We start from the raw sequence: 19568 nt of genomic DNA, 5'->3' as shown, positions 1-19568 counted from the left end.
TTTGTTTGCGCAAGAAAAGACGCTTGCGGTGTTTTTCCTCGGTCGCCCTGGTACGGCCTTAGCGCTTGCTGCTGTGGCGTCGCACCAGCGTACCGTCATCGCACGTATGTGCCAACGGCAGCAGCCAGTCCAGCATCTGCTGGCGTTCATTGGCCTGCAAAGGGCTGTCTGCCCCCTCGAACTGAGCGCCCAGGGCCCTTAGCGCATATTCGACCACTGTATTGTTGACGACTGTTTTTGATGTCTCGATGTGGTGGTGAATCGATGCCATCAGCGTGTCGTGATCCTCTGTCGGTTCGAGGCTCAGCGACAGGGCAAGATACCTGGGCAGCCCTCGCTTGTGGCCTGCCATCATGGCGACTGCGCGGTACAGGTTGACGACATCTTCCTTGTCGATGTGCCCTGCCGAGCGGCTTGCATAGTAACGCTCGAGTCGGTTGATGGCGTACGGCAGGTCCGCCTGCCAGCGGCCTTGTGCTACCAGTGCTTGTTCGCGTACATCCCCGATCGTCAGCAGATAATCCAGATAGCCTGCGAAGCTCCGAGCTTCCCTGGCGTAGCGCAACCGACGCCAGCGTGAGCCGAATTCGCGCTCCCAGGTCCAGCGCCTGACCTGTGGCAGCAGTTCCTGGTTGAGCCAGTCCAGTGTGTCCTGGCAAGGCCACCAGCCTCTGGCTGACGGTTCGCGTTCGCTGAGGTCGTGGGGCGTCCACAGCAGGTCTAGCCAATCGCTGGAGAATGCCTCGGTCGACGCATGGGTGGTGATCACCGCGTGGTAGCCGCTGTCGTGACGGTCGGTTGCCTGTGCGTGGCAGGGCTTGAGCATGCTCGGGTGGGCGTCGAACATGTGCCAGGGGCTTGTGCCTGCGGCGTAGTCGTGCGCCTCGCAGAAGCGGGCGATGTAGCTCCAGGCACGCTTGCGCAGCGAGCCGATTTTCACCCGGTGCGAGCCACCGTGGGCGATAAACGGAAATCCGCTGGCGGACAGGCTGCGCTCCAGTGCCTGCAAGGTGTCGCGCATCACCACGGTGAGCGCGTCGGCGACATCTGCAAGTGCCTGCACCACGGGTTCTTCGAGTATCAGCCGGCTGCTGGGCAGGTCGATCAGGTAACGGTCCTTGTCGCCTGGCATCAGCCCGACGATGAACGGGCGCGACTGGCTGTCCAGTGGCGCGCCGCTGGCGAACAGAAAGCGCTCGAGCAGCCATTCGTGGCTGACGGTGATCGTCACGCCGCGCAGGTCGTGCTGGTGGAAGTCGAAGGCGGCGGTGGCGCGGGACGCGGTAAGGTCCGGCAGGAACACGCTCAGCGAAAACCAAGGCCCGCGGTAGTACCAGTGACGGCCGTGATGGCCGATGCGGGTGAAGGCATCGGGGCTGCAGGCGCTGTCGGGCGCATGCCTGGCGGCGGCCAGGTGGTCGCTCAGCCTGCCTGGGCGTTCTACGAATGCCCTGGCTTTGCGTGCCACGTAGGGGCGTGGGTCGAAGATGGATTTGGCAACCAGCTCGGTGAACCCCACGCGTTCCATCCACAGGTTGCCAAACGTCTCGATATGCGCGCCAGGGAAGAACTTCGACAGCACGTCGGGATGCTGCTGCAGTCTCTGCGTCAGGTCGTGGGCGGTCCACAGCTGCCCTTCGATACCTGCCGCTTTCAGGCGTTGTTTCTCGCCGATCCAGCGACTGGCCAGCGTGCCGATCTCGCGCTGCGCGAGGATCAGGGTGAACGAGCGCGTGAGCGAAGGCCAGGGGCCATTCAGGAAGGCATCGATTGCTCCCGTCAGCTCGGTGCCGGTGAAGTCCTTCCAGGCCTTGCATTCGAAGACGTTCAGCTGGTCGGGGCTCTCCTCGTCCTGGGCGAACAGGTCGATGCCGCCTTGCCGGGTGCCGCTTTTCCCGAGGCGGTGGCAGCCGCCAAGCGGTTGTTCCTTGCTCAGCAGCCACCAGCACAGCTGTTCGAAGGATTCCGCCGGCATCGCGTAATCAAGCACGAAGGTCGTGCGCGGGTAGATGCGCGTGTCGGGGGTGATGCTGGCTTCGGGTTGCAGGTGCGAGGGCCACTCCTGCGGCAGTTCGGGCATGCTTGCGGTGGTGACTGTGGCGTTTGAAGGTTCCAACCTGAGTCCTTGTATCGCTGTCTGTCCATTGTGGTGCGGCAACATCTTCGGCCAGGTCGATTACCGAAGGCAACAGACAAAGCCTGCGACAGAAGTGCCATGAGGGGATGTTCCGGGCCATGCTAGAATCCGCCCCTTCGAATCTGGAGGTACAGGCGTGCGCAAACTGGCGGTGGTAATGGCGGTGTTGGCCCTGGCGGGCTGTAACAACGAGGTCGAAGGCGTGCACAAGCAGGTGGCCGAACACCTGCACAACCCCAAGACGGCCAAGTTCGCCAACGTGCGCTTCGACACCCAGGGTTCCATCTGTGGCCAGGTGCGCGGCAAGGATGACGCCGGTCAGTACGAGCCTTATCGCAGCTACGTGGCGATCAAGCACGACGGTCAGTACGAGATCCTCATCGACGAGACCGGCAACAACCTGCGTATCCGTGAAGTCTGCGGTGGCGCCGACCTGCAGCGCCGCGCCGAGGCGCTGGCCGACCAGCCGGCACCGGAAGGCTGGGACGTGGAGGTGATCCAGGGGCCGAACATGGGCGCCCTGACCGACATGACCGCACGCCTGATCGAAAAGGGCATCCCGTCCTGGGTCGAATACCGCGACGGCAAGCCGGTGGTGCTGATGGGGCCGTTCCCGGCCAAGGTCGAGGCCGATGCGCGCAAGGCCGAAGTGATGGCCAAGCTGGGCACCGACTCGATCGTCATCCAGCACGGCGTCCAGCGCTGACGTTCACCCGTACCTGCCAGGCTTGGACGCTGGGCAGGTATCAGATTGAACGCGGGCTTGCCTCGCGTTCGGTGCCGATGTCCTCGAACACGCTGATCAGATGCTCCGGCTGCCCGTCGGCGCGGCGCTCCAGCGAGGTGCGTGCCCGCACCCAGAGGTAGTGCCCGTCCTTGTGGCGCACACGCTTCTGCACTTCGTATCGCTCGATCTCGCCGGCCAGCATACGCCGCAGCAGTGCCAGGTTGTCCGGCAGATCGTCGGGATGGGTGAGCTGCTGGAACGTCGTGCCGTACAGCTCGTCCTCACGGTAACCCAGCAATTCGCAGAGGCTGCCGTTGACCCGTTGCCAACTGCCATCCGGGTCGATGTAGGCCAGCGCGCCCCAGGCCAGTTCGAAGATGGTGCGAAAGCGCGCCTCGCTCTGGCGCAATTCCTCTTCGGCCACCTTGCGCTCGGTGTTGTCCATGCTGATGCCGACCATCTTTACCGGGCGCCCGGCACTGTCGCTCAGCACCGTGGCGCGCGAGGCGATCCAGCGTTGGTCGCCGTCGGGGCGGGTGATGCGAAAGTCGCATTCGCAACCGGTGCCGTCAGCCACGGCCTGGGCATACATGTCCTGCATGTGGCTGGCGTCCTCGGGATGGATGTGCTCCCAGAAGTCCTCATTGCGCCGTAGTGGCCAGCCATATACCGCCTCGACGTTGGGCGAGTAGGTCACTTCGTCGGTGACCAGGTTCCATTCCCAGGTGACGATGCGCGCACCTTCCTGGGCCAGCTTCATGCGCGTCTCGCTCTCCATTATCTCGGCAGTATAGCGGCGGCGCACGTCGGTCATCGGCAGCTCGACCACCTCGGCCTGCTGCATGCTGTGCAGGGCCTCTTCGCCATAGCGCAGCCAGATCCAGTTGACCTTGAGCAGGTCGGCCAGCTTGCGCAGATTGGCGTAGTCGATCTCGCCGCCGCGGGTCCACTTGTGCACCGCCGTGCGCGAGATCCCCAAGGCCGTGCCCACCGCCTGCAGGGTCAGCTTGTGGTGTTCGAGCAGTTCCTTGAGGCGAAAGGCGAAGCTGTTTTCCGTCATGGGTGCTGGATCCTTGGGCGTGGGCGAGGCAGCCAGTATACCTGAGCCGTCAACTTGAGGTTGACAGCTCGGTTGCCGCGCCCGGCGGCGCCGGTTAACGTGGCGCCTGACTTGTAAAGGACAGGGATGCACCGCATGAGCCGATCATTGGAACTCAACCGCGCCAGTTGGAATGAACGGGCGCCGCTGCACGCCGCTTCAAAGGACTACGAGGTCGAACGCTTTGTTGCCGAAGCCGGCCACCTGTCCGAAGTGGTGCGTTTCGACCTGCCACGCCTGGGCGATATCCATGGCCTGCGCACGGTGCACCTGCAATGCCATATCGGTACCGACACCTTGTCGCTGGCGCGCCTGGGTGCGGATATCTGTGGCCTGGACTTCTCCGCCGCCTCGCTGGCCCAGGCGCGTGACCTGGCCGAACGTTGCGGCGCTGGCATTGCCTATGTCGAGGCGGACGTCTACCAGGCTGCTCAGGTACTACCGGCCGCTGGTTTCGATCTGGTCTACACCGGTATCGGCGCGTTGTGCTGGCTGCCGAGCATCGAGCGCTGGGCGCAGGCGGTGGCGGCATTGCTCAAGCCGGGCGGACGCCTGTTCCTGCGCGATGGCCACCCGATGCTGATGGCGGTCAACGAAGACCATGAGGACCGTTTGCAACTGGAGTATCCGTACTTCGAGTGCGAGGCACCGACCGTGTGGATCAGCGACCAGACCTACGTCGATACCGACCAGGCCCTGACGCAGATCGAAACCCATGAATGGAACCATGGCCTTGGCGAGGTGATCACCGCGCTGTTGCGCAATGGCCTGCGCATCACCGCCCTGGAGGAGCACCAGAGCATTCCCTGGGAGGCCTTGCCTGGGCAGATGGCGTTGGGTGATGACGGCGAGTGGCGCCTGGTCGAGGCACCCTGGCGGCTGCCGCTGAGCTATACGTTGCAGGCGGTCAAAGGGTAGGTCAAGGGCTTGGCATGTACGCGAGCCGTGGGAGCGGGCTTGCCCCGCGACAGGTTCGCGATTGCAATCGCGGGTCAAGCCCGCTCCCACGAAATCCGCGCCATTTCAGCCAGGGACCTGTGTACTCAGGACAGGAATCCGCCATCTACATTGAGCGCGGTGCCGGTGGTATAGCTGGAGGCGTCGCTGGCCAGGTACAGCACCGCCCCGGCCATTTCGCTCGGGTCGGCCACGCGCTTGAGCGGGATCTGCTGCAACGCGGCATTGCGGATGCTGTCGTTCTTCACCAGCGCCGAGGCGAACTTGGTGTCGGTCAGGCCGGGCAGCAGGGCGTTGCAGCGGATACCGAACTGCGCGCACTCCTTGGCAAACACCTTGGTCATGTTGATCACGGCCGCCTTGGTCACCGAATAGATGCCCTGGAACAGCCCCGGTGAAACTCCGTTGATCGAGGCCACATTGATGATGCTGCCACCGCCGTGCTCGCGCATCAGCTTGCCGGCTTCCACCGACATGAAGAAGTAACCGCGGATATTGACGTCGACGGTCTTCTGAAATGCGCCCAGGTCGGTGTCCAGCACGTTGCAGAACTGCGGGTTGGTGGCGGCGTTATTGACCAGGATGTCGAGGCGCCCGAACTGCTCGCGGATGCCGGCGAACACCTGCTGGATTTGCTCCATCTCGCCGATATGGCAGGCCACCGCGGTGGCCTTGCCGCCAGCGGCGACGATCGCCTCGGCGACCTGCTGGCAGCCGTCGAGTTTGCGGCTGGAGACGATCACATGGGCGCCCTGCTGGGCTAGCAGGTGGGCAATGGCTTCACCGATGCCACGGCTGGCACCGGAAACGAAGGCGATCTTGCCGTCGAGGTCGAACAGGTGGGTCTTGGACATTCGGGTATTCCTTGTTGTATGCCGGGTTACAGGCTGGATTTGCCGATCAGTTGCAGGCTCATGTGCTCCAGCAGCTTGTTCATGTGGATGAACTGGGCGAAGCGTTTGTCCTGGGTCTGGCCGTGGAAGAAGCGGTAGTAGATCTGCTGGACAATGCCGGCCAGGCGGAACAGGCCATAGCAGTAATAGAAGTCGAAATTGTCGATGCGAATGCCGGCGCGCTCGGCGTAGTAGTCGACAAACTGCTTGCGGGTCAGCATGCCCGGCGCATTGCTCGGCTGGCGACGCATCAGCTGTACTGGCGCAGGGTCGCCGGCCTCGATCCAGTAGGCCAGGCTGTTGCCCAGGTCCATCAGCGGATCGCCGATGGTGGCCATTTCCCAGTCCAGCACGCCGATGATGCGCATCGGGTTGGTGCTGTCGAGGATGACATTGTCGAAGCGGTAGTCGTTATGCACGATGCCTGGGCGCGGGTGGTCGGCGGGCATCTTCTCGCGCAGCCAGGCGATCACTTGCTCCCAGCGAGGTGCGTCGGGGGTCAGGGCTTTTTCATAGCGGCTGGCCCAGCCTTCGATCTGGCGCTGCACATAACCTTCAGGTTTGCCCAGGTCGGCCAGGCCGCACGCCTGGTAGTCCACCTGGTGCAGCTCGACCAGGCGATCGATGAAGCTTTTGCACAGCGCTTCGGTGCGACCGGCGTCCAGGTCGAGTTCGGCAGGGATGTCCGAGCGCAGGATGATGCCGTTGACCCGCTCCATCACGTAGAACTCGCCGCCGATCAGGGCTTCATCGGTGCAGTGCACGAAGGCCTTGGGGCAATAGGGGAAACCGGCGTTGAGCTGGTTGAGGATACGGAACTCGCGGCCCATGTCGTGGGCCGACTTGGCTTTGTGGCCGAACGGTGGGCGGCGCAGGACGAATTCCTTGCCCGGGTAGGCCACCAGGTAGGTCAGGTTCGAGGCGCCACCGGGAAACTGGCTGATGGTCGGGCTGCCCTGCAGGCCAGGTATATGACCCTTGAGGTACGGATCGATGACGGCCGCGTCGAGTTCTTCGCCGGGGCGTACCTGGGTGGACTGGTCGGTGAGCGTCATGCGATTTCCTTATGATCGATAGCAAGGACTATTGGCTAATCTAATTTCCTGTCGAAGCTGGTACAAGCGTGCCAGACGCTTATTGGCCTGGGTGTTGCCGGCCGATCAATGGCCCTGATGGACCGGCTTTGCGCGGGCGAAAAAAAACCGAAGCGCATCAGGCTTCGGTCTTTTTCATTCGCGATCTACCGCGCCAATCAGGCCGGGAACAGCTCGCTGAGCTTCATCGACAGCATCATGTCGCCTTCGACGCGCAGCTTGCCGCCCATGAAGGCCTGCATGCCGTCGGTGTCACCGCTGACGATGCCCTTTAGGGTTTCGCTGTCCATTACCAGGGTGCAGTTGGCGTCGGCGTTCTCGCCTTCCTGGATCTCGCAGGTACCGTCCTTGACCAGCAGGGCGTAGTGCTTGTCTTCGTCGGTGATGTTGAAGCCGAACACCAGGTCCAGGCCGGCGGCAGCTGCAGGGTTGAATTTTGCCTTCATCGCCTCGACGGCTTTAGCTACATCGCTCATGGTGTATTCCTTGTTAAGTGATATTCGCGTCCGCAAGGACACAACAGACCGGGCTCATCGGTAGGTGACGAGCTCCGGCAACCGCAACAGCCGCACATGGGCTTGGCTGTTGAAGGAAGCCAGGGTGACGTCGCGGCCCCGGAATTTCAGGTGGCTTAGCGACGTGTTGATGATCTGCCAGTTCAGGGTAAATGCCTGAGCCGGCGTGATTCCGCTCACCAGGTGGAGCAGGGCGGCAATGGTGCCGCCGGAAGTGAACAGGGCAATGTTGTCTCCGCTGGCGGCGCTGTCTAGCAGGCGCCCCAGGCCATCGCCGACCCGGCCGCTGAAAGACTGCCAGGTTTCCAGGCGATCGTCGTGGTCGTGGTCGCCGTCGTGCCAGCGCTGCACCATCAGGGCGAACAGGCGCTGGAACTCGCTGCGGTGCTGGGCACCGTTGCGCAGTACATGCAGGGCTTCAGGCTCTTCAGGCAGCAGGCGCGGGAGCAGGGCGCGGATCACGCCATCGGCGTCGAACTCGTTGAAGGCCGCATCGGTCTCAATGGCCGGCACCGGGTTGCCCTGGGCATGCAGCGCGTCCAGGGCCAGGCGGGCGGTGTCCTGCTGGCGACGCAAGGTACCGGCCACACAGCGGTCCAGGCGCAGGCCCAGTTGGGCGAGGTGTTCACCCAGCGCCTGGCTCTGACGTTCGCCCACGGGCGACAGCACGTCGTAGTCGGCGGCACCAAAGGAGGCTTGGCCATGTCGGATCAGGTAGAGATTGCCCACGTTGAAGTCCGGCCCGGTTGGAGGTTGCTGCGAGGTTAGGTTGCCCCAGGCGGGCTGTCAACGAAAAAACATACAAGCGTTTGAAAAGGTCGTTTGAACTGTGTTGCCAGCATTTTCACCCGCTGGCAGCGGCTCTGGCGCCCCGGTATGCTTGCATCCAGTTCGCGCCCTTGCGGCGCTGGTTTATCAAGGAGTCAATGTGGAGTTTCTTGCCGAATACGCAAGCTTTCTCGCCAAAACCGCCACCCTGGTGATCGCCATCCTGGTGGTGCTGTCGGCCATCGCCGGCCTGCGTGGCAAAGGGCGGCGCAAGCCGGGCGGGCAACTGCAGGTCACCCGCCTCAACGAGTTCTACAAGGAACTGCGCGAGCGCCTGGAGTCGGGCCTGCTCGACAAGGCCCAGCTCAAGGCCGTGCGCAAGCAGCAGGCCAAGGCGGAAAAACAGCAGAAGAAAAAGCCTGAGGACAAGCGCCGGGTGTTCGTCCTTGATTTCGACGGCGACATCAAGGCCTCGGCCACCGAGAGCCTGCGCAACGAGATCACCGCGCTGCTGACCCTGGCCACCCCGCGTGACGAGGTGGTGCTGCGCCTGGAGAGCGGCGGTGGCCTGGTGCACAGCTATGGCCTGGCGGCCTCGCAGCTGGCGCGCATCCGCGAGGCCGGCATCCCGCTGACCATCTGCATCGACAAGGTCGCCGCCAGCGGCGGCTACATGATGGCCTGTATCGGCGAGAAGATCGTCAGCGCACCGTTTGCCGTGCTCGGTTCGATTGGCGTGGTGGCGCAGATGCCCAACCTCAATCGCCTGTTGAAGAAGCATGACATCGATTTCGAAGTGCTCACCGCCGGCGAATACAAGCGCACCCTGACCGTGTTCGGCGAGAACACCGAGAAGGGTCGGGAGAAGTTTCAGGAAGACCTGGACATCACCCACCAGCTGTTCAAGGATTTCGTCGCCCGCTACCGCCCGCAGCTTCATATAGACGAAGTGGCGACCGGCGAGGTCTGGCTCGGCATCGCTGCGCTCAATCGCCAACTGGTCGACGAACTGGGCACCAGCGACGAGTACCTGAGCCGCAGCGCACGCGAGGCCAACGTGTTCCATCTGCGTTTCGCCGAGCGCAAGAGCCTGCAGGAGCGCATCGGCATGGCCGCCAGCGGGGCGGTGGAGAATACCCTGGTAGGCTTGTGGAGCAAACTCGGGCGTCTGCGCTAACACCTTGAACCCCTTGAAGATTTTTTTCTTCAAGGGGGTTGCAAGGTGCATCGAATGCCGACATAATGGCGTCCATCGAAACGCAGCTGGCTTGAAAAAGCTCAGCGGTTTCAAGGAGATAGCGAAAGCTGACTCCGACTTTGAGGCCGAGTAGCAAAGTGGTTATGCTCCGGATTGCAAATCCGTCTACGCCGGTTCGATTCCGACCTCGGCCTCCACTATTCGAAACCCCGCAGATCTAGGTCTGCGGGGTTTTTCTTTGTGCGCAGGAAACTACCGAAGTCCCAAAACAAATTACGCGCAGTCCCAAAACTGGATCACTTGGAAGGCTTGGCGATCGCTCCGACTCGACGATACAAGCGCTCAACCGAAGTTCGCTGAATAAAAACTTCAGAATACTGGTTGAATATACAGTGCTTATGTGACATAGTTTCCTACATCAGCGACAGGTCTGAGGTTGTTGAAACCTCGTCACCCCTGATCTCGCCAGAAGACCTCGAGTCTCGAACCATCGCCCATGAGCGCCATACGCCCAATACAGAGGCCTGAACTTAAATCAGCTCAGTAACGGAGTTTAAAATGGATAACGCAAACTCGGCGTCTCAAACCTTGCAAGATCTTTGGGCTCAAGTAGAGCCGGTGGAGAACACCGGCATGCTTAGGCGCGTGGTTTTTGCGCAAGGCAAGTTTTATGCGGCTGGTGGCAACGGTCTTCCCACAACCACTCAGCTCATCAGCGGAGACGCAACTGGTACAGCGTGGACCAAGCTCAAGGGCGCCGTCACCTCTGATAGCGGAAAGGTCCTCAACGAGCTGTACTGGAACGGTCTTGGGACAACGCTTCAAGGCCTTTCTCAATCCGGCAATGTGGTCCACGGCAGCATTGCACGCCCTTTAAGGGATTGGACAGACCTTACGGCAGCTGCTCGCGCGTATGTAGACTTGCATGGCATTGTGTATTATCAGCCAATTTACGGCGACATCGCGACCTGGATACTGGTTGGGTCTAACGGTAAAGTCTTTTCCCGTTATGAGGATTGGTCAGGCACGGTGGAGCGCACTACGACCTTCACTTCTAGCGAGACTGTGTACTGCGTCAACGTCATTGGCGTTTTTGTATTGATTGCGGGATCGAATGGGAAGCTGCTTAGCGCTGTGAAGATGCCAACGGGTAATCCGCAATCATTCGCGACCAGAACCAGCACCTTCGGCACTAGCACCATCCTTTCCATGAAGCTTTGCAACGAGAAAATGTTTATCGTTGGTGCGGATGGCAAGATGGCATATTCATCCGATGGGCTTAGCTGGACTGCTGTTGAAGATACCAGTTTCGGTGGAACCATCATCCGCGACATTGCTTACGGTAATGGCAAGTATGTAGCTGTCGGCGACGGCGGCAAGACAGCCGTTTCCGAGGATGGGATCGGCTGGGTTCAGCAAGCCAACACTTTCGCAGGAACCGATATCCGGAGCGTCGCCTACGGTAACGGCAATTTTGTAGCTGTTGGTGCAGCCGGCAAGATTGCTTACTGGACCCCATGATCTTCTATCTCCTTGCGTAATAGAGCCCAGCCGTCGCGCTGGGCTTTTTCATTTCTGATTCAGGCTCGCCACAGCCAGTGTGGCGATTGCGCCTACGCGACGGTAAACGCGCTCGGTGATCCCTTTTTTTGAGTGCCCTGCTGTATGCAATTGCCTTAGGCTCTGTACGAAATGTTATCTGCACTTCCCCATACTGCGTTGAAACGGGGCTCGGAATGCTCATGTACTCCAGTACACTGCGCTTCCTCCCGCCGTTTCGCCTTGTCTGCCTTCGCGCAGACACACTCCGTACAGACCCTAAGCCAGGCGGCTTGCCAGAAGCTCGATAAACGCCCGCACCTTGACCGGTCGAAAGCGAGCCGTTGGAAAGACCGCATGGATCTCGCCTCGGGGCAGCGACCACTGCGGCAGCACTTCGATCAGCCTGCCTGCTTGCAGGTCTGGTTCAGCCATATAGTCCGGAAGGACCGATAGCCCGGCCCCGAGTAGCGTGGCTTCGCGCACTGCCAAGGTGGCGTTAAGCGACAGGCTGGCTCTCATCTCCACCGTTTCGCGCTGCGTGGCGTCCTTGGCAAATACCCATCGGGTCGGTTCTCGCAGCGCCAGGTTCGCCACGATTGGCAACTCGGCCAGATCCGCCGGGGCCTGCAGTTTGTCCACTCGCGCTTGCCACTGAGGGCCGGCCACTAATCGTTGCGCAAACTCGCCGATTCGCCGGGCCTGCAGATATTGCTCGGTTATCCAGCCAACGCGAATGGAAAGGTCCAGATCGTTGGCGCCCAGATCCAGGGTCTGGTCGCTGAAGTGTGCTTCGACCTTGCACTGCGGATATCGCTGCGAGAATGCGGTGATGGCCGGCACCACGACACCAATGCCGTAATCGAAAGGGGCGGTCAGGCGTAGGGTGCCCGTCGGCTCGCTGGCGGCTTCGGACAATTCCTCGAAAGCCTCTTCAGCCTCTTTGAGGATCAATGCACAGCGGTGATAGAACTGTTGGCCCGCCTCGGTGGTGCGGACTTTCCGCGTGCTGCGAACCAGCAGTGTGGTGCGACAGTCGCTTTCCAGTCGCGCCACCTGCTGGCTGACCACGGCCTTGGTGATGCCGAGGCGCTCTGCTGCTGCGGTGAAGGAGCCGGTTTCGACCACCGCGGTGAAGTACGCAAGCCTGTTCAGGCTGGAAGCGCCGGTCATTGATATGTCCTTAATATATGCCAATAACATACAGTTCGTTTATTTTGTACGTGTTTAAATGTCAATGCTTGATCTATAAGATTCGAGGCATTCCATTCAAGGCGATCCACTATGAGCAAGGCTCTGGTTTACCTCTTCGATCCACTCTGTGGCTGGTGCTACGGTGCAGGTGGACCGCTGCCCCGCGTTCTCCAATCCACGGGCCTTGCGTTGCGCCTGATACCGACGGGGCTGTTTTCCGGCAGCGGTGCTCGCGCCATGGATGATGACTTTGCGGCCTACGCCTGGAGCAACGACCAGCGTATCGAACGCCTGACCGGGCAGGTCTTCAGTGAACGCTATCGTGACCAGGTGCTCGCCGACCGTCTTCAGGGGTTCGACAGTGGTCCGTCTACCCTGGCGCTCAGCGCAGTGAACCTGACTTCGCCAGAGCACGAGTTCGAAGCGCTCAAGGCGATTCAGGCAGCGCGCTACGTCGATGGCCTGGACGTGACTCGACTGGAGACGTTGACAGCAGTGATGGCGGACCTGGGGCTGGATGCCGCCGCGCAGCGGCTGACGCGTCCGGATTTGGCCTTGCTGCAGGCCAACGATGATCGTGTGGGGCAGGGGCGCGCCTTGTTGCGTCGCGTGGGCGGTCAAGGCGTGCCGACATTCGTTCTGCAACAAGCGGACGACGCCATGCAGTTGTTACCTGCCAGCGCTATCTTTTCAGATCCTCAGGCCTTCATTCGCGAGCTGAACGTGGGGGTAAAACCATGAGCAGGAGCAACCTGGACATCATCCGAGCCTCGTACGAAGGCTCTGCCGAACAAAATGGCCGGAATCTGCTGGCGGCGCTGGCTGCGGACGTGACCTGGACCGAGGCGGCTGGCTTCCCTTATGCCGGTACCTATGTCGGCCCGCAGGCGATCATGGAGGGTGTGTTCCATCGCCTGGCCACCGAATGGGATGGCTACCAGGCCAAGGTGCATACCTATGTGGCCGAGGACGACCGGGTTGCCGCCTTTGGCGTCTACTCGGGCACCTATCGCAAGACCGGGAAAGCGATGACTGCTACCTTTGCCCATCTGTACCGGCTGAACAACGGCAAGATCGTCAGCATGGAGCAATACGTCGACAGTGCGCAGGTCAACGCGGCGCTTACCTGAGCCGTTTCACGATCGCCGTCGGTTCCAGGCGCAGGCCGCTGCAGGGCGGCCTGCGCCGACTGGCATTTACTTGCCCGAAGCGTCCTGCTCGACCACCAGGTCCAGCACATAGACTTGCGACGGGGCGTCGGCTGGCGGGTTCTTCCATTCGTACTGCTTTACCCGCACCACGGTCCGCACGCCGTCATGGTGCTCGTAGCCCTCGATGGACTGGTACAGCGGGTGCCAGTTGTCCTGGGTCGGCAGTTGCAGACCAGCGTCGTCATAACGGCGCTCGCGCACCTGCAGGCACTGGTAGTTGGGGATCAGCGGATGGCTGCACTTGACCGTGTTGGCGGCAACTTCCAGGAACTTGGTCTCACCCTTGCTGCCGTAGCGGGTTTCTGGAGTGGCTTCGCCCTGAAACTTCAGCACCGAGCCGTCCTGGGTGGTCAATTGCAGCACGGGTGCGTGGGTTTCGCCGCTGAAGGCCGCGCGCAGATCACCTTTCAACAGGCGTCCGATCTCGGCATCCAGGTCCATCAGGCGCTTGTCGCAGGCCATCATGGTCGAAGCCAGTTGCTGCACCTTCAGGACACCGTTCTGATAGCTGTAGCCACCGAACTGGTTGTTGCAGCCACCGCTGATGTTCAGGCGCTGGTCACCGAAATTCAGGCGCAACTTGCGCTCGATGCCTGAGGCCAGGGCTGCGTTGGGCTTGCCGGCTGCATCGCTGGCCGATGCCAGGTTCCAGTAGTAGGCCGAGAGCAGAGGCTGGGCTGCGGCAGACGCGGTGGTGGCCGGCATGGAAGGCGATCCTTCATGGGAGGTGGAAGCCGGGGTGCAGGCCTGAAGCAGGGCGGCACAGACGGCGACGAGGAGAATATTCTGTTTCATGGTTCGCTCTTTCAGCCTTGAAAAATAAGGGCGGCATCCTCGCAGGTGGGGGGCGCGCGCCGGTAAGCCGGTTTTGTCGAGGATGTATCGGGTTGTCCGGCGACAACTCGAGGTGACCTCTGCAGCTACCGATGGCAATCGGACAGCATTGATCCCGTTCGGTTTCATGGAATGGGTGATGGGTAAGTGTTACGAAATTTTGCACACTACGCTGGCGGTTTTCGAGCGGATGTCTTGCTCCCCGAGCCCGCGGGTAAGTCGTTCATGGTAGCGGCTGGATGAGCTTGGCGCCCTGGTTGCGTGCATTACCCACTGCCATGCCGACCCGATACCACTCTAAGCGCTCGGCCGGCTCGCCCAGGCCTAGGGCCATCTGCTCGGCAGCTTCGCTGGGCAGGTCGGGCGCCATCCAAGCCACGGCCAGCTGCGCTGACAGCACCACTGGCCTGCGGTCGTGGACATCGACCAGGCCGCCTTGAGCGTCGGCGGTGATGATGACGAAGCCGTCGCGTTCATTGTCGGAAAATTGGCCGATGGCCGCGCAGAGGGCAGGGTGGCCATCGCGGCGGCGGATGAAATACGGCTGTTTCTTCGCCGCGCCCTCATCGACCCATTCGAACCAGCCATCCACGGGCACGACGGCGCGGTGGGGCCAGATCGAGCGAAAGTAGGGCCCATGGGCGACCTTCTCGGCCCTGGCATTGATCGGCGTGACAGGGTCAGTGGCCCAATGTGGGCGCCAGCCCCATTTCACCAGGTCGGCCCTGCTGCAGGCAGCCTCCCGGTGCAGTACCGCCACGGGCGTGCCGGGGGCGACGTTGTAGCGCAGCAATGCCCGGTCACCCACGGCGTTACGCCAGGCATCCGGCATGCTGAGCGTTTCTACGAATTCATGGATTCCACGGTACTGGCTGAGCCTTCCGCACATCGTAAGCCTCTCCTGCGTACGCAGGTGAAGCATAGACCGCGCGAGGGCTTGTGCTGCGCGCAAAGAAAGGCCCGCTGGGGAGGGCGGGCCAAGTGTTTCACGGATGAGTCGTCAACTTGCCACAGCAGACGTGAAAATGTTGTCAACGACCCAGGCGTGTGCAGGAAGTAAAGCCCAGAAAAAAGAAAACCCGCCAGATCGGCGGGTTGAACAGAACGTATCGAAGCCAGGCCAGTCTGCCTTGTAGAATGTCAGAATTTCGTGAATGTCATTCTGGCAGGCGCTCAGTAACCGTTACTGAATTTTTCATTGACCATGCGGCGTTTGACCGCGTAGTGCTTTTGGTCGATGGCATTCAACAGTAACTGGCTGTCGAGTTCCTCCATCTCGTTTCTTTTCAGGCGTGCGACATGCGCCCGGGTAGCCTGATAATTGATCGACTCTGCTGCGTTGTAGCCACTGAATGGGTCCCATAGAACAGACACTGGCCAGAGCAACAGGTTGACCGTACCAGGAACATACGCTTGTCCGTAGAACGATCCGCCACCCGGTAACAGCCCTAATAGCATTGCGGCCGTGGGGCTCTTTTCTTCGGCTGCCAGGTTGTTGGCACGGTAATGGTCGAGTTCGGCCTGCTGAATGGAGTTCAGGCCGGAGGCGCAGCCGCTGGTCAGCATGAGGAGTGCGGCAATGAGTAGGGGGCGGTAATGCATTGTGTATCCTTTCTTGCGAGGCAGTTACTCGCGCAAGGTAGGACGCGAGGTGATCACATGCTGCGCTGATGCTGGCCATATTGCTGTCATCCTATTTGCTCAAAGACGTCCGAAATGGCGATTTCAGTGCAGCCGTGCCCCTCAGCCATGCAGGAGTTCCAGTTGGCTGATCACGCATGTCGAGCCATCCGAGGCCGGAGTGGTCGAGCTGAAATCCAACTGGTTGTAAACCCCGCCGTGGAAGTTGAACGTATGGCCATTCCAGCTTGACGTCATGTTCAGCATTGCGCTGCTGCCGGTGCGGCCGGCGCAAACGGCCGACACCGTGGCGGCGCCCGCCGCAGTGACCTCGATGGTAATGTCGAAAGGCGCGCCCAGCGGCACCTCGGCCAGGATGGTGCTACTGGTCGGTATCCCCTGGTTGAAGTCCTGGCGAAAACCAAGGGTGACCTTCCCTTTGTTCCAGAACACCTTGATGACCGGGCTGTCGTCATCTTTCACATGCATCTGCGCGATCACCACCTTCTGTGCCGAGTTGACCCGCTCCAGCACCATGCGTTGGTGATTGACATGCCGGCCGGCGCTGGCCAGCGTCCAGTAGACCGCTTCCTTCCACTCACAGCGGGTGCGGTGGGTGCTCTTGCTCGCCGCCCCTTTGGTTGGGGCGGTCATGCGCACGGCACCATCGTCCAGGCGGCTGACAACCTGGGGCAGGGTGGCGAGGGCCTGGGCGCCGGTCAATTCCAGCGCCACTGGGTTGCTGGACGACTTTGCCACTGGGGTGGTGATGATCAGGTTGTCGATGTTCACGGTCATGGTGGATACCTCCTTGATGATAAAGATCCTGCACCGCATGCGAGCCTTGAAAGGGCGCTCGGTTCATCGGGCAAGGGAGGTCCAGGCAAAAAAAGCCCGCCAGGGCGGCGGGCAAAGAGCGTTTTTGAAGGGAGAGCCTGCACTGTGCGCCTAGTCGGTTAAGCCGGGGTTAAGCGCCATGAGGATTGACCCTGTGCGTCGATGCGCCTATATAGGCCTGCCGTTGTTACCGGAGCCTGTGATGCACGAAGAAGACGATCTGCACGAACCTGAGCACGACCATCTGCTCGACCCTGAATTCCACGAGGGCTACGACCCCGAGGCGGATGCATACGGGGCCCTTGACGAAGTCGAGGAGGACGAAGAGTCGCTCGACGACTTCGATGACGAAGAGGACCACCCGGCCTGGCACGACGACTGCGACGACTGATGTCGACGCGGCTGCTCAGCGGCGGTCGAGGGAGAACCGCCCGGCACCGCTGACGGCCAGCAGCAGCAAGCCGCCAATGATGCTGAGGTTCTTCAGGAACTGGGTCATGTTGGCGCTGCGCTCGGGTTCGACCATGTTCCAGAACGGATGCCCGATCAGCGCGGTACCCAGCACAAACAGGGCGAACAGCAAGGCCAGGGGGCGGGTGTAGAACCCCAGGATCAACAGGATGCCGACCAGCAGTTCCATGATCACGGCGATGGCCGCAGCCAGCATCGGGGCGGGGGCGCCCAGGGAGGTCATGTAGCCGACCGTGCCTTCGAACCCGGTCAGCTTGCTCCAGCCGGAGAGCACGAACAGGATCATCAACAGGATGCGGGCGAGCAGCAGAATGAAGTCGCGTTGACCATCGAGCAGGCTATAGCGCATGGCGGCGCTCCAGTGAACAGGGACAGGTTCCACTCTAGCAGCTGCGCGGCGGATTTCCGGCGGGTACGAAAAAGGCGCCGCAAGGGCGCCTTCATCGACAGAAGATGGTGCGAGTGGCGGGACTCGAACCCGCAAGGCTCACGCCGACAGATTTTAAGTCTGCTGTGTATACCAATTCCACCACACTCGCACGATTGGCTGGCGCGCCGCAGGGCAGCCTGGACCAGACAATCAGGCGCGCTTTATAACCTATCGTTATAGATGCGTCAACCTGCCTAGGCGTTCAGGGGGCGATGGCACGCGCGATATCGCGCATCTCGCGGGCACTATGGCGCAGGTCATCAACGTGCCCGCCCATGGTGTGCGCATCTGCCTGATGAATCGAATGACGCAGGTAACGGACATGGCCGTCCAGCGCCTGGCTCAGTTCATCGAGTTCGCTGGCGCTGCGCATCAGGTCGTCCTGCAGCCCTTGCAAGCGAAGGTTGGAGGTCATGATGGTTCCTGTGGGATCCGGGGCGCGGGCACTATAGTTCAATTGACAGGATGCCGCCATTGCGCCACTGTCGCGCATTGGATCCAACCAGGCCTGTCGCCATGTCATCGCTTCCCCCTGGCCCGGACGCAACGCGGCGTGTTCGCCCAAAGTTGTTCTGGCGCCTGCTGTTCCTTCTGGTCTGCCTGCTGGCGGCGTTTCTTTACGCAGGCTTCATCAGCCTGGGTGGTTACCTGCTGATGCTCGGCTTCGACCAGGAGGCTGCGCAGCCCAGGCGCTTGCTCGCCTTCGCAGGCGCAGCGCTGATCCTGCTGGTGGGGGTATGGCTGCTCAAGGTGGCAATGCCGCGCAGGCTGGTGCCGACCGTGGTGGAGCGCGAGCGCTGACGATCGTCGCATAAGGTGCAGTGCATGCTGGACTTTTGACTACGCTCAATATGTCCTTTCGCGGTGCTTGTGGAGCTCACATGGTTTCGACAGACCGCCCCACCCATTCGGTGATGCCCGAGGCACGCTACGAGCAGTTGGTCCAGGCGGTGGTGGACTACGCCATCTATATGCTCGACCCAACCGGCCATGTGGTGTCCTGGAACGCCGGCGCGCAGCGGATCAAGGGCTACGTTGCCGACGAGGTGATCGGCCGGCATTTCTCGCTGTTCTTCAACGCCCAGGATTGTGCCGACGGCCGCCCGCAACGCTTGCTGCGCCAGGCACTGGAAGAAGGCAAGGCGCAGGACGAAGGCTGGCGCGTGCGCAAGGACGGCACGCAGTTCTGGGCGCTCGCCGCGCTGGATGTGATTCGCGACGCGCAAGGCGAGGTCATCGGCCTGGCCAAGGTCACCCGCGACATCACCGATCGTCGCGAGTCGGCCCAGCAGCTCGATGCCATGCGTGCGCAATTGTTCCAGGCGCAAAAGCTCGAGGCCCTGGGGCAACTCACCGGAGGCCTGGCCCATGACTTCAACAACCTGCTGACCATCATCCTCAGCTCGGCCCGGCTGGCCAGCAGCAGCCAGGATCCGGCACGTGTGAGGCGCTTGCTCGAGCATATCCTCGATGCTGGCCAGCGCGGCACCCAGCTGACCCAGCAACTTTTGAGCTTTGCCCGGCATCGGCAACTGAGCATCACGCGCATCGTGCCTGCCGAGGCGATCGATATCATTTGCGGGCTGGCGGAGCACGCATTGCCCCGGGAAATCGAATTGCTACCCCAGGTACAGCCTGACTTGCCGCTGATCGAGGTGGACGCCGGGCAGTTGCAGATGGTCTTGCTGAACCTGGTGTTCAATGCCCGCGACGCCATTGTCGCCACCGGGCAGATCCGTCTGGTGGTCGAATGCGTGCAGTTGTCCGGCGAAGTGGATGGGCTGTGCGGGCACTTCGTGCGCTTTGATGTACGTGATGACGGCCAGGGCATTGACCCGCAGGTGCTGCCACGGATCTTCGAGCCGTTCTTCACCACCAAGGCCTTCGGCAAGGGCACTGGCCTTGGCCTGAGTCAGGCCTATGGTTTCGCCCGGCAGAGCAATGGTGCGATCGAGGTGTCCAGCCGGCTTGGCGAGGGCACCTGCATGAGCCTGTACCTACCAGCCCGGACGGGCCCCGATTCGCTTTCGACCGACGGATAGAC

Annotated in this window: 22 protein-coding genes and 2 tRNA genes; 10 read left to right on the top strand and 14 right to left on the bottom strand. The window is 61.5% G+C overall.

The annotated features are described in order from the left end of the window. Positions 1 to 58 precede the first annotated feature (58 nt). The gene (locus tag ACVWY1_RS05015) at positions 59 to 2116 is read right to left on the bottom strand and encodes a hypothetical protein (RefSeq protein WP_457377872.1); all 2058 of its coding nucleotides are present in this window, start codon (positions 2114 to 2116) and stop codon (positions 59 to 61) included. Between the two features lie 157 nt (positions 2117 to 2273). Here ACVWY1_RS05015 and ACVWY1_RS05010 point away from each other — a divergent pair, with 157 nt between their 5' ends. Next, positions 2274 to 2843: an SPOR domain-containing protein gene (locus ACVWY1_RS05010; protein ID WP_277503409.1), complete on the top strand. Its 570-nt coding sequence runs from the start codon at positions 2274 to 2276 to the stop codon at positions 2841 to 2843. Between the two features lie 40 nt (positions 2844 to 2883). Here the strand turns inward: ACVWY1_RS05010 and ACVWY1_RS05005 are convergent, their stop codons facing one another. Then, positions 2884 to 3924: a PAS domain-containing protein gene (locus ACVWY1_RS05005; protein ID WP_457377871.1), complete on the bottom strand. Its 1041-nt coding sequence runs from the start codon at positions 3922 to 3924 to the stop codon at positions 2884 to 2886. A 135-nt stretch (positions 3925 to 4059) separates the two neighbouring features. Here ACVWY1_RS05005 and ACVWY1_RS05000 point away from each other — a divergent pair, with 135 nt between their 5' ends. Further along, positions 4060 to 4881, top strand: coding sequence for a class I SAM-dependent methyltransferase (locus tag ACVWY1_RS05000; RefSeq protein WP_457377870.1), 822 nt, complete (start codon positions 4060 to 4062; stop codon positions 4879 to 4881). Between the two features lie 125 nt (positions 4882 to 5006). Here ACVWY1_RS05000 and ACVWY1_RS04995 read toward each other — a convergent pair whose 3' ends face one another. The 4 genes from ACVWY1_RS04995 to ACVWY1_RS04980 all read right to left on the bottom strand — a co-directional run bounded on the left by ACVWY1_RS04995 (position 5007) and on the right by ACVWY1_RS04980 (position 8151). Next, a complete protein-coding gene (locus ACVWY1_RS04995) occupies positions 5007 to 5774 on the bottom strand; it encodes an SDR family oxidoreductase (protein WP_046856224.1) in 768 nt (255 codons plus the stop codon). Between the two features lie 26 nt (positions 5775 to 5800). Next, complete coding sequence (locus tag ACVWY1_RS04990; RefSeq protein WP_457377869.1) at positions 5801 to 6868, bottom strand: phosphotransferase family protein; 1068 nt, start codon at positions 6866 to 6868, stop codon at positions 5801 to 5803. A gap of 197 nt (positions 6869 to 7065) precedes the next feature. Continuing rightward, the gene (locus tag ACVWY1_RS04985) at positions 7066 to 7383 is read right to left on the bottom strand and encodes an SCP2 sterol-binding domain-containing protein (RefSeq protein WP_023630010.1); all 318 of its coding nucleotides are present in this window, start codon (positions 7381 to 7383) and stop codon (positions 7066 to 7068) included. A gap of 54 nt (positions 7384 to 7437) precedes the next feature. Next, positions 7438 to 8151 carry a histidine phosphatase family protein gene (locus ACVWY1_RS04980; protein ID WP_277503413.1) on the bottom strand — a complete coding sequence of 238 codons (714 nt, stop codon included), beginning with the start codon at positions 8149 to 8151 and terminating at the stop codon, positions 7438 to 7440. Between the two features lie 199 nt (positions 8152 to 8350). Here ACVWY1_RS04980 and sohB point away from each other — a divergent pair, with 199 nt between their 5' ends. From sohB to ACVWY1_RS04965, 3 genes are all read left to right on the top strand, one after another. Continuing rightward, positions 8351 to 9367, top strand: a complete 1017-nt coding sequence (gene sohB / locus ACVWY1_RS04975; RefSeq protein WP_102683324.1) for a protease SohB — start codon at positions 8351 to 8353, stop codon at positions 9365 to 9367. A gap of 144 nt (positions 9368 to 9511) precedes the next feature. Next, positions 9512 to 9585, top strand: a tRNA-Cys gene (locus ACVWY1_RS04970). 361 nt (positions 9586 to 9946) lie between these two features. Further along, entirely contained in the window at positions 9947 to 10909 is a 963-nt protein-coding gene (locus ACVWY1_RS04965; protein ID WP_457377868.1) for a hypothetical protein, read from the top strand. 297 nt (positions 10910 to 11206) lie between these two features. Here ACVWY1_RS04965 and ACVWY1_RS04960 read toward each other — a convergent pair whose 3' ends face one another. Beyond that, positions 11207 to 12100 carry a LysR family transcriptional regulator gene (locus ACVWY1_RS04960; RefSeq protein WP_207238316.1) on the bottom strand — a complete coding sequence of 298 codons (894 nt, stop codon included), beginning with the start codon at positions 12098 to 12100 and terminating at the stop codon, positions 11207 to 11209. A 111-nt stretch (positions 12101 to 12211) separates the two neighbouring features. Between ACVWY1_RS04960 and ACVWY1_RS04955 the strand changes: the two genes are divergently transcribed. Further along, positions 12212 to 12862, top strand: coding sequence for a DsbA family protein (locus tag ACVWY1_RS04955; protein WP_102683321.1), 651 nt, complete (start codon positions 12212 to 12214; stop codon positions 12860 to 12862). Then, positions 12859 to 13251 (top strand): nuclear transport factor 2 family protein, encoded by a 393-nt coding sequence (locus ACVWY1_RS04950; RefSeq protein WP_102683320.1) that lies wholly within the window; start codon positions 12859 to 12861, stop codon positions 13249 to 13251. The genes ACVWY1_RS04955 and ACVWY1_RS04950 overlap by 4 nt, the downstream gene beginning before the upstream one ends. 66 nt (positions 13252 to 13317) lie before the next feature. Here ACVWY1_RS04950 and ACVWY1_RS04945 read toward each other — a convergent pair whose 3' ends face one another. The 4 genes from ACVWY1_RS04945 to ACVWY1_RS04930 form a co-directional block, all read right to left on the bottom strand. After that, complete coding sequence (locus ACVWY1_RS04945; protein WP_102683319.1) at positions 13318 to 14127, bottom strand: META and DUF4377 domain-containing protein; 810 nt, start codon at positions 14125 to 14127, stop codon at positions 13318 to 13320. Between the two features lie 262 nt (positions 14128 to 14389). Beyond that, on the bottom strand, positions 14390 to 15055 hold the full coding sequence (locus ACVWY1_RS04940) for an SOS response-associated peptidase (protein ID WP_457377867.1): 666 nt from the start codon (positions 15053 to 15055) through the stop codon (positions 14390 to 14392). A 284-nt stretch (positions 15056 to 15339) separates the two neighbouring features. Continuing rightward, positions 15340 to 15768: a hypothetical protein gene (locus tag ACVWY1_RS04935; RefSeq protein ID WP_102683317.1), complete on the bottom strand. Its 429-nt coding sequence runs from the start codon at positions 15766 to 15768 to the stop codon at positions 15340 to 15342. Between the two features lie 141 nt (positions 15769 to 15909). Beyond that, positions 15910 to 16584 carry a polysaccharide lyase family 7 protein gene (locus ACVWY1_RS04930; protein WP_198755381.1) on the bottom strand — a complete coding sequence of 225 codons (675 nt, stop codon included), beginning with the start codon at positions 16582 to 16584 and terminating at the stop codon, positions 15910 to 15912. Between the two features lie 241 nt (positions 16585 to 16825). Between ACVWY1_RS04930 and ACVWY1_RS04925 the strand changes: the two genes are divergently transcribed. Next, the gene (locus tag ACVWY1_RS04925; protein ID WP_277503417.1) at positions 16826 to 17014 is read left to right on the top strand and encodes a hypothetical protein; all 189 of its coding nucleotides are present in this window, start codon (positions 16826 to 16828) and stop codon (positions 17012 to 17014) included. A 15-nt stretch (positions 17015 to 17029) separates the two neighbouring features. Here ACVWY1_RS04925 and ACVWY1_RS04920 read toward each other — a convergent pair whose 3' ends face one another. From ACVWY1_RS04920 to ACVWY1_RS04910, 3 genes are all read right to left on the bottom strand, one after another. Further along, complete coding sequence (locus ACVWY1_RS04920) at positions 17030 to 17443, bottom strand: DoxX family protein (protein WP_102683315.1); 414 nt, start codon at positions 17441 to 17443, stop codon at positions 17030 to 17032. Between the two features lie 105 nt (positions 17444 to 17548). After that, positions 17549 to 17633: transfer RNA gene (locus ACVWY1_RS04915), tRNA-Leu, on the bottom strand. Positions 17634 to 17726: 93 nt separating this feature from the next. Further along, complete coding sequence (locus ACVWY1_RS04910) at positions 17727 to 17939, bottom strand: hypothetical protein (RefSeq protein WP_277503418.1); 213 nt, start codon at positions 17937 to 17939, stop codon at positions 17727 to 17729. Positions 17940 to 18040: 101 nt separating this feature from the next. Here ACVWY1_RS04910 and ACVWY1_RS04905 point away from each other — a divergent pair, with 101 nt between their 5' ends. Together ACVWY1_RS04905 and ACVWY1_RS04900 are read left to right on the top strand one after the other, a co-directional pair. Further along, positions 18041 to 18325: a hypothetical protein gene (locus tag ACVWY1_RS04905; protein ID WP_173862438.1), complete on the top strand. Its 285-nt coding sequence runs from the start codon at positions 18041 to 18043 to the stop codon at positions 18323 to 18325. An 80-nt stretch (positions 18326 to 18405) separates the two neighbouring features. After that, positions 18406 to 19566 carry a two-component system sensor histidine kinase NtrB gene (locus ACVWY1_RS04900; protein ID WP_277503419.1) on the top strand — a complete coding sequence of 387 codons (1161 nt, stop codon included), beginning with the start codon at positions 18406 to 18408 and terminating at the stop codon, positions 19564 to 19566. Positions 19567 to 19568 lie beyond the last annotated feature (2 nt).

Source organism: Pseudomonas sp. TE6288 (assembly GCF_054062095.1).
Note: the sequence above shows the minus strand (reverse complement) of the source record. Positions and strands in the feature narration are given on the sequence as shown.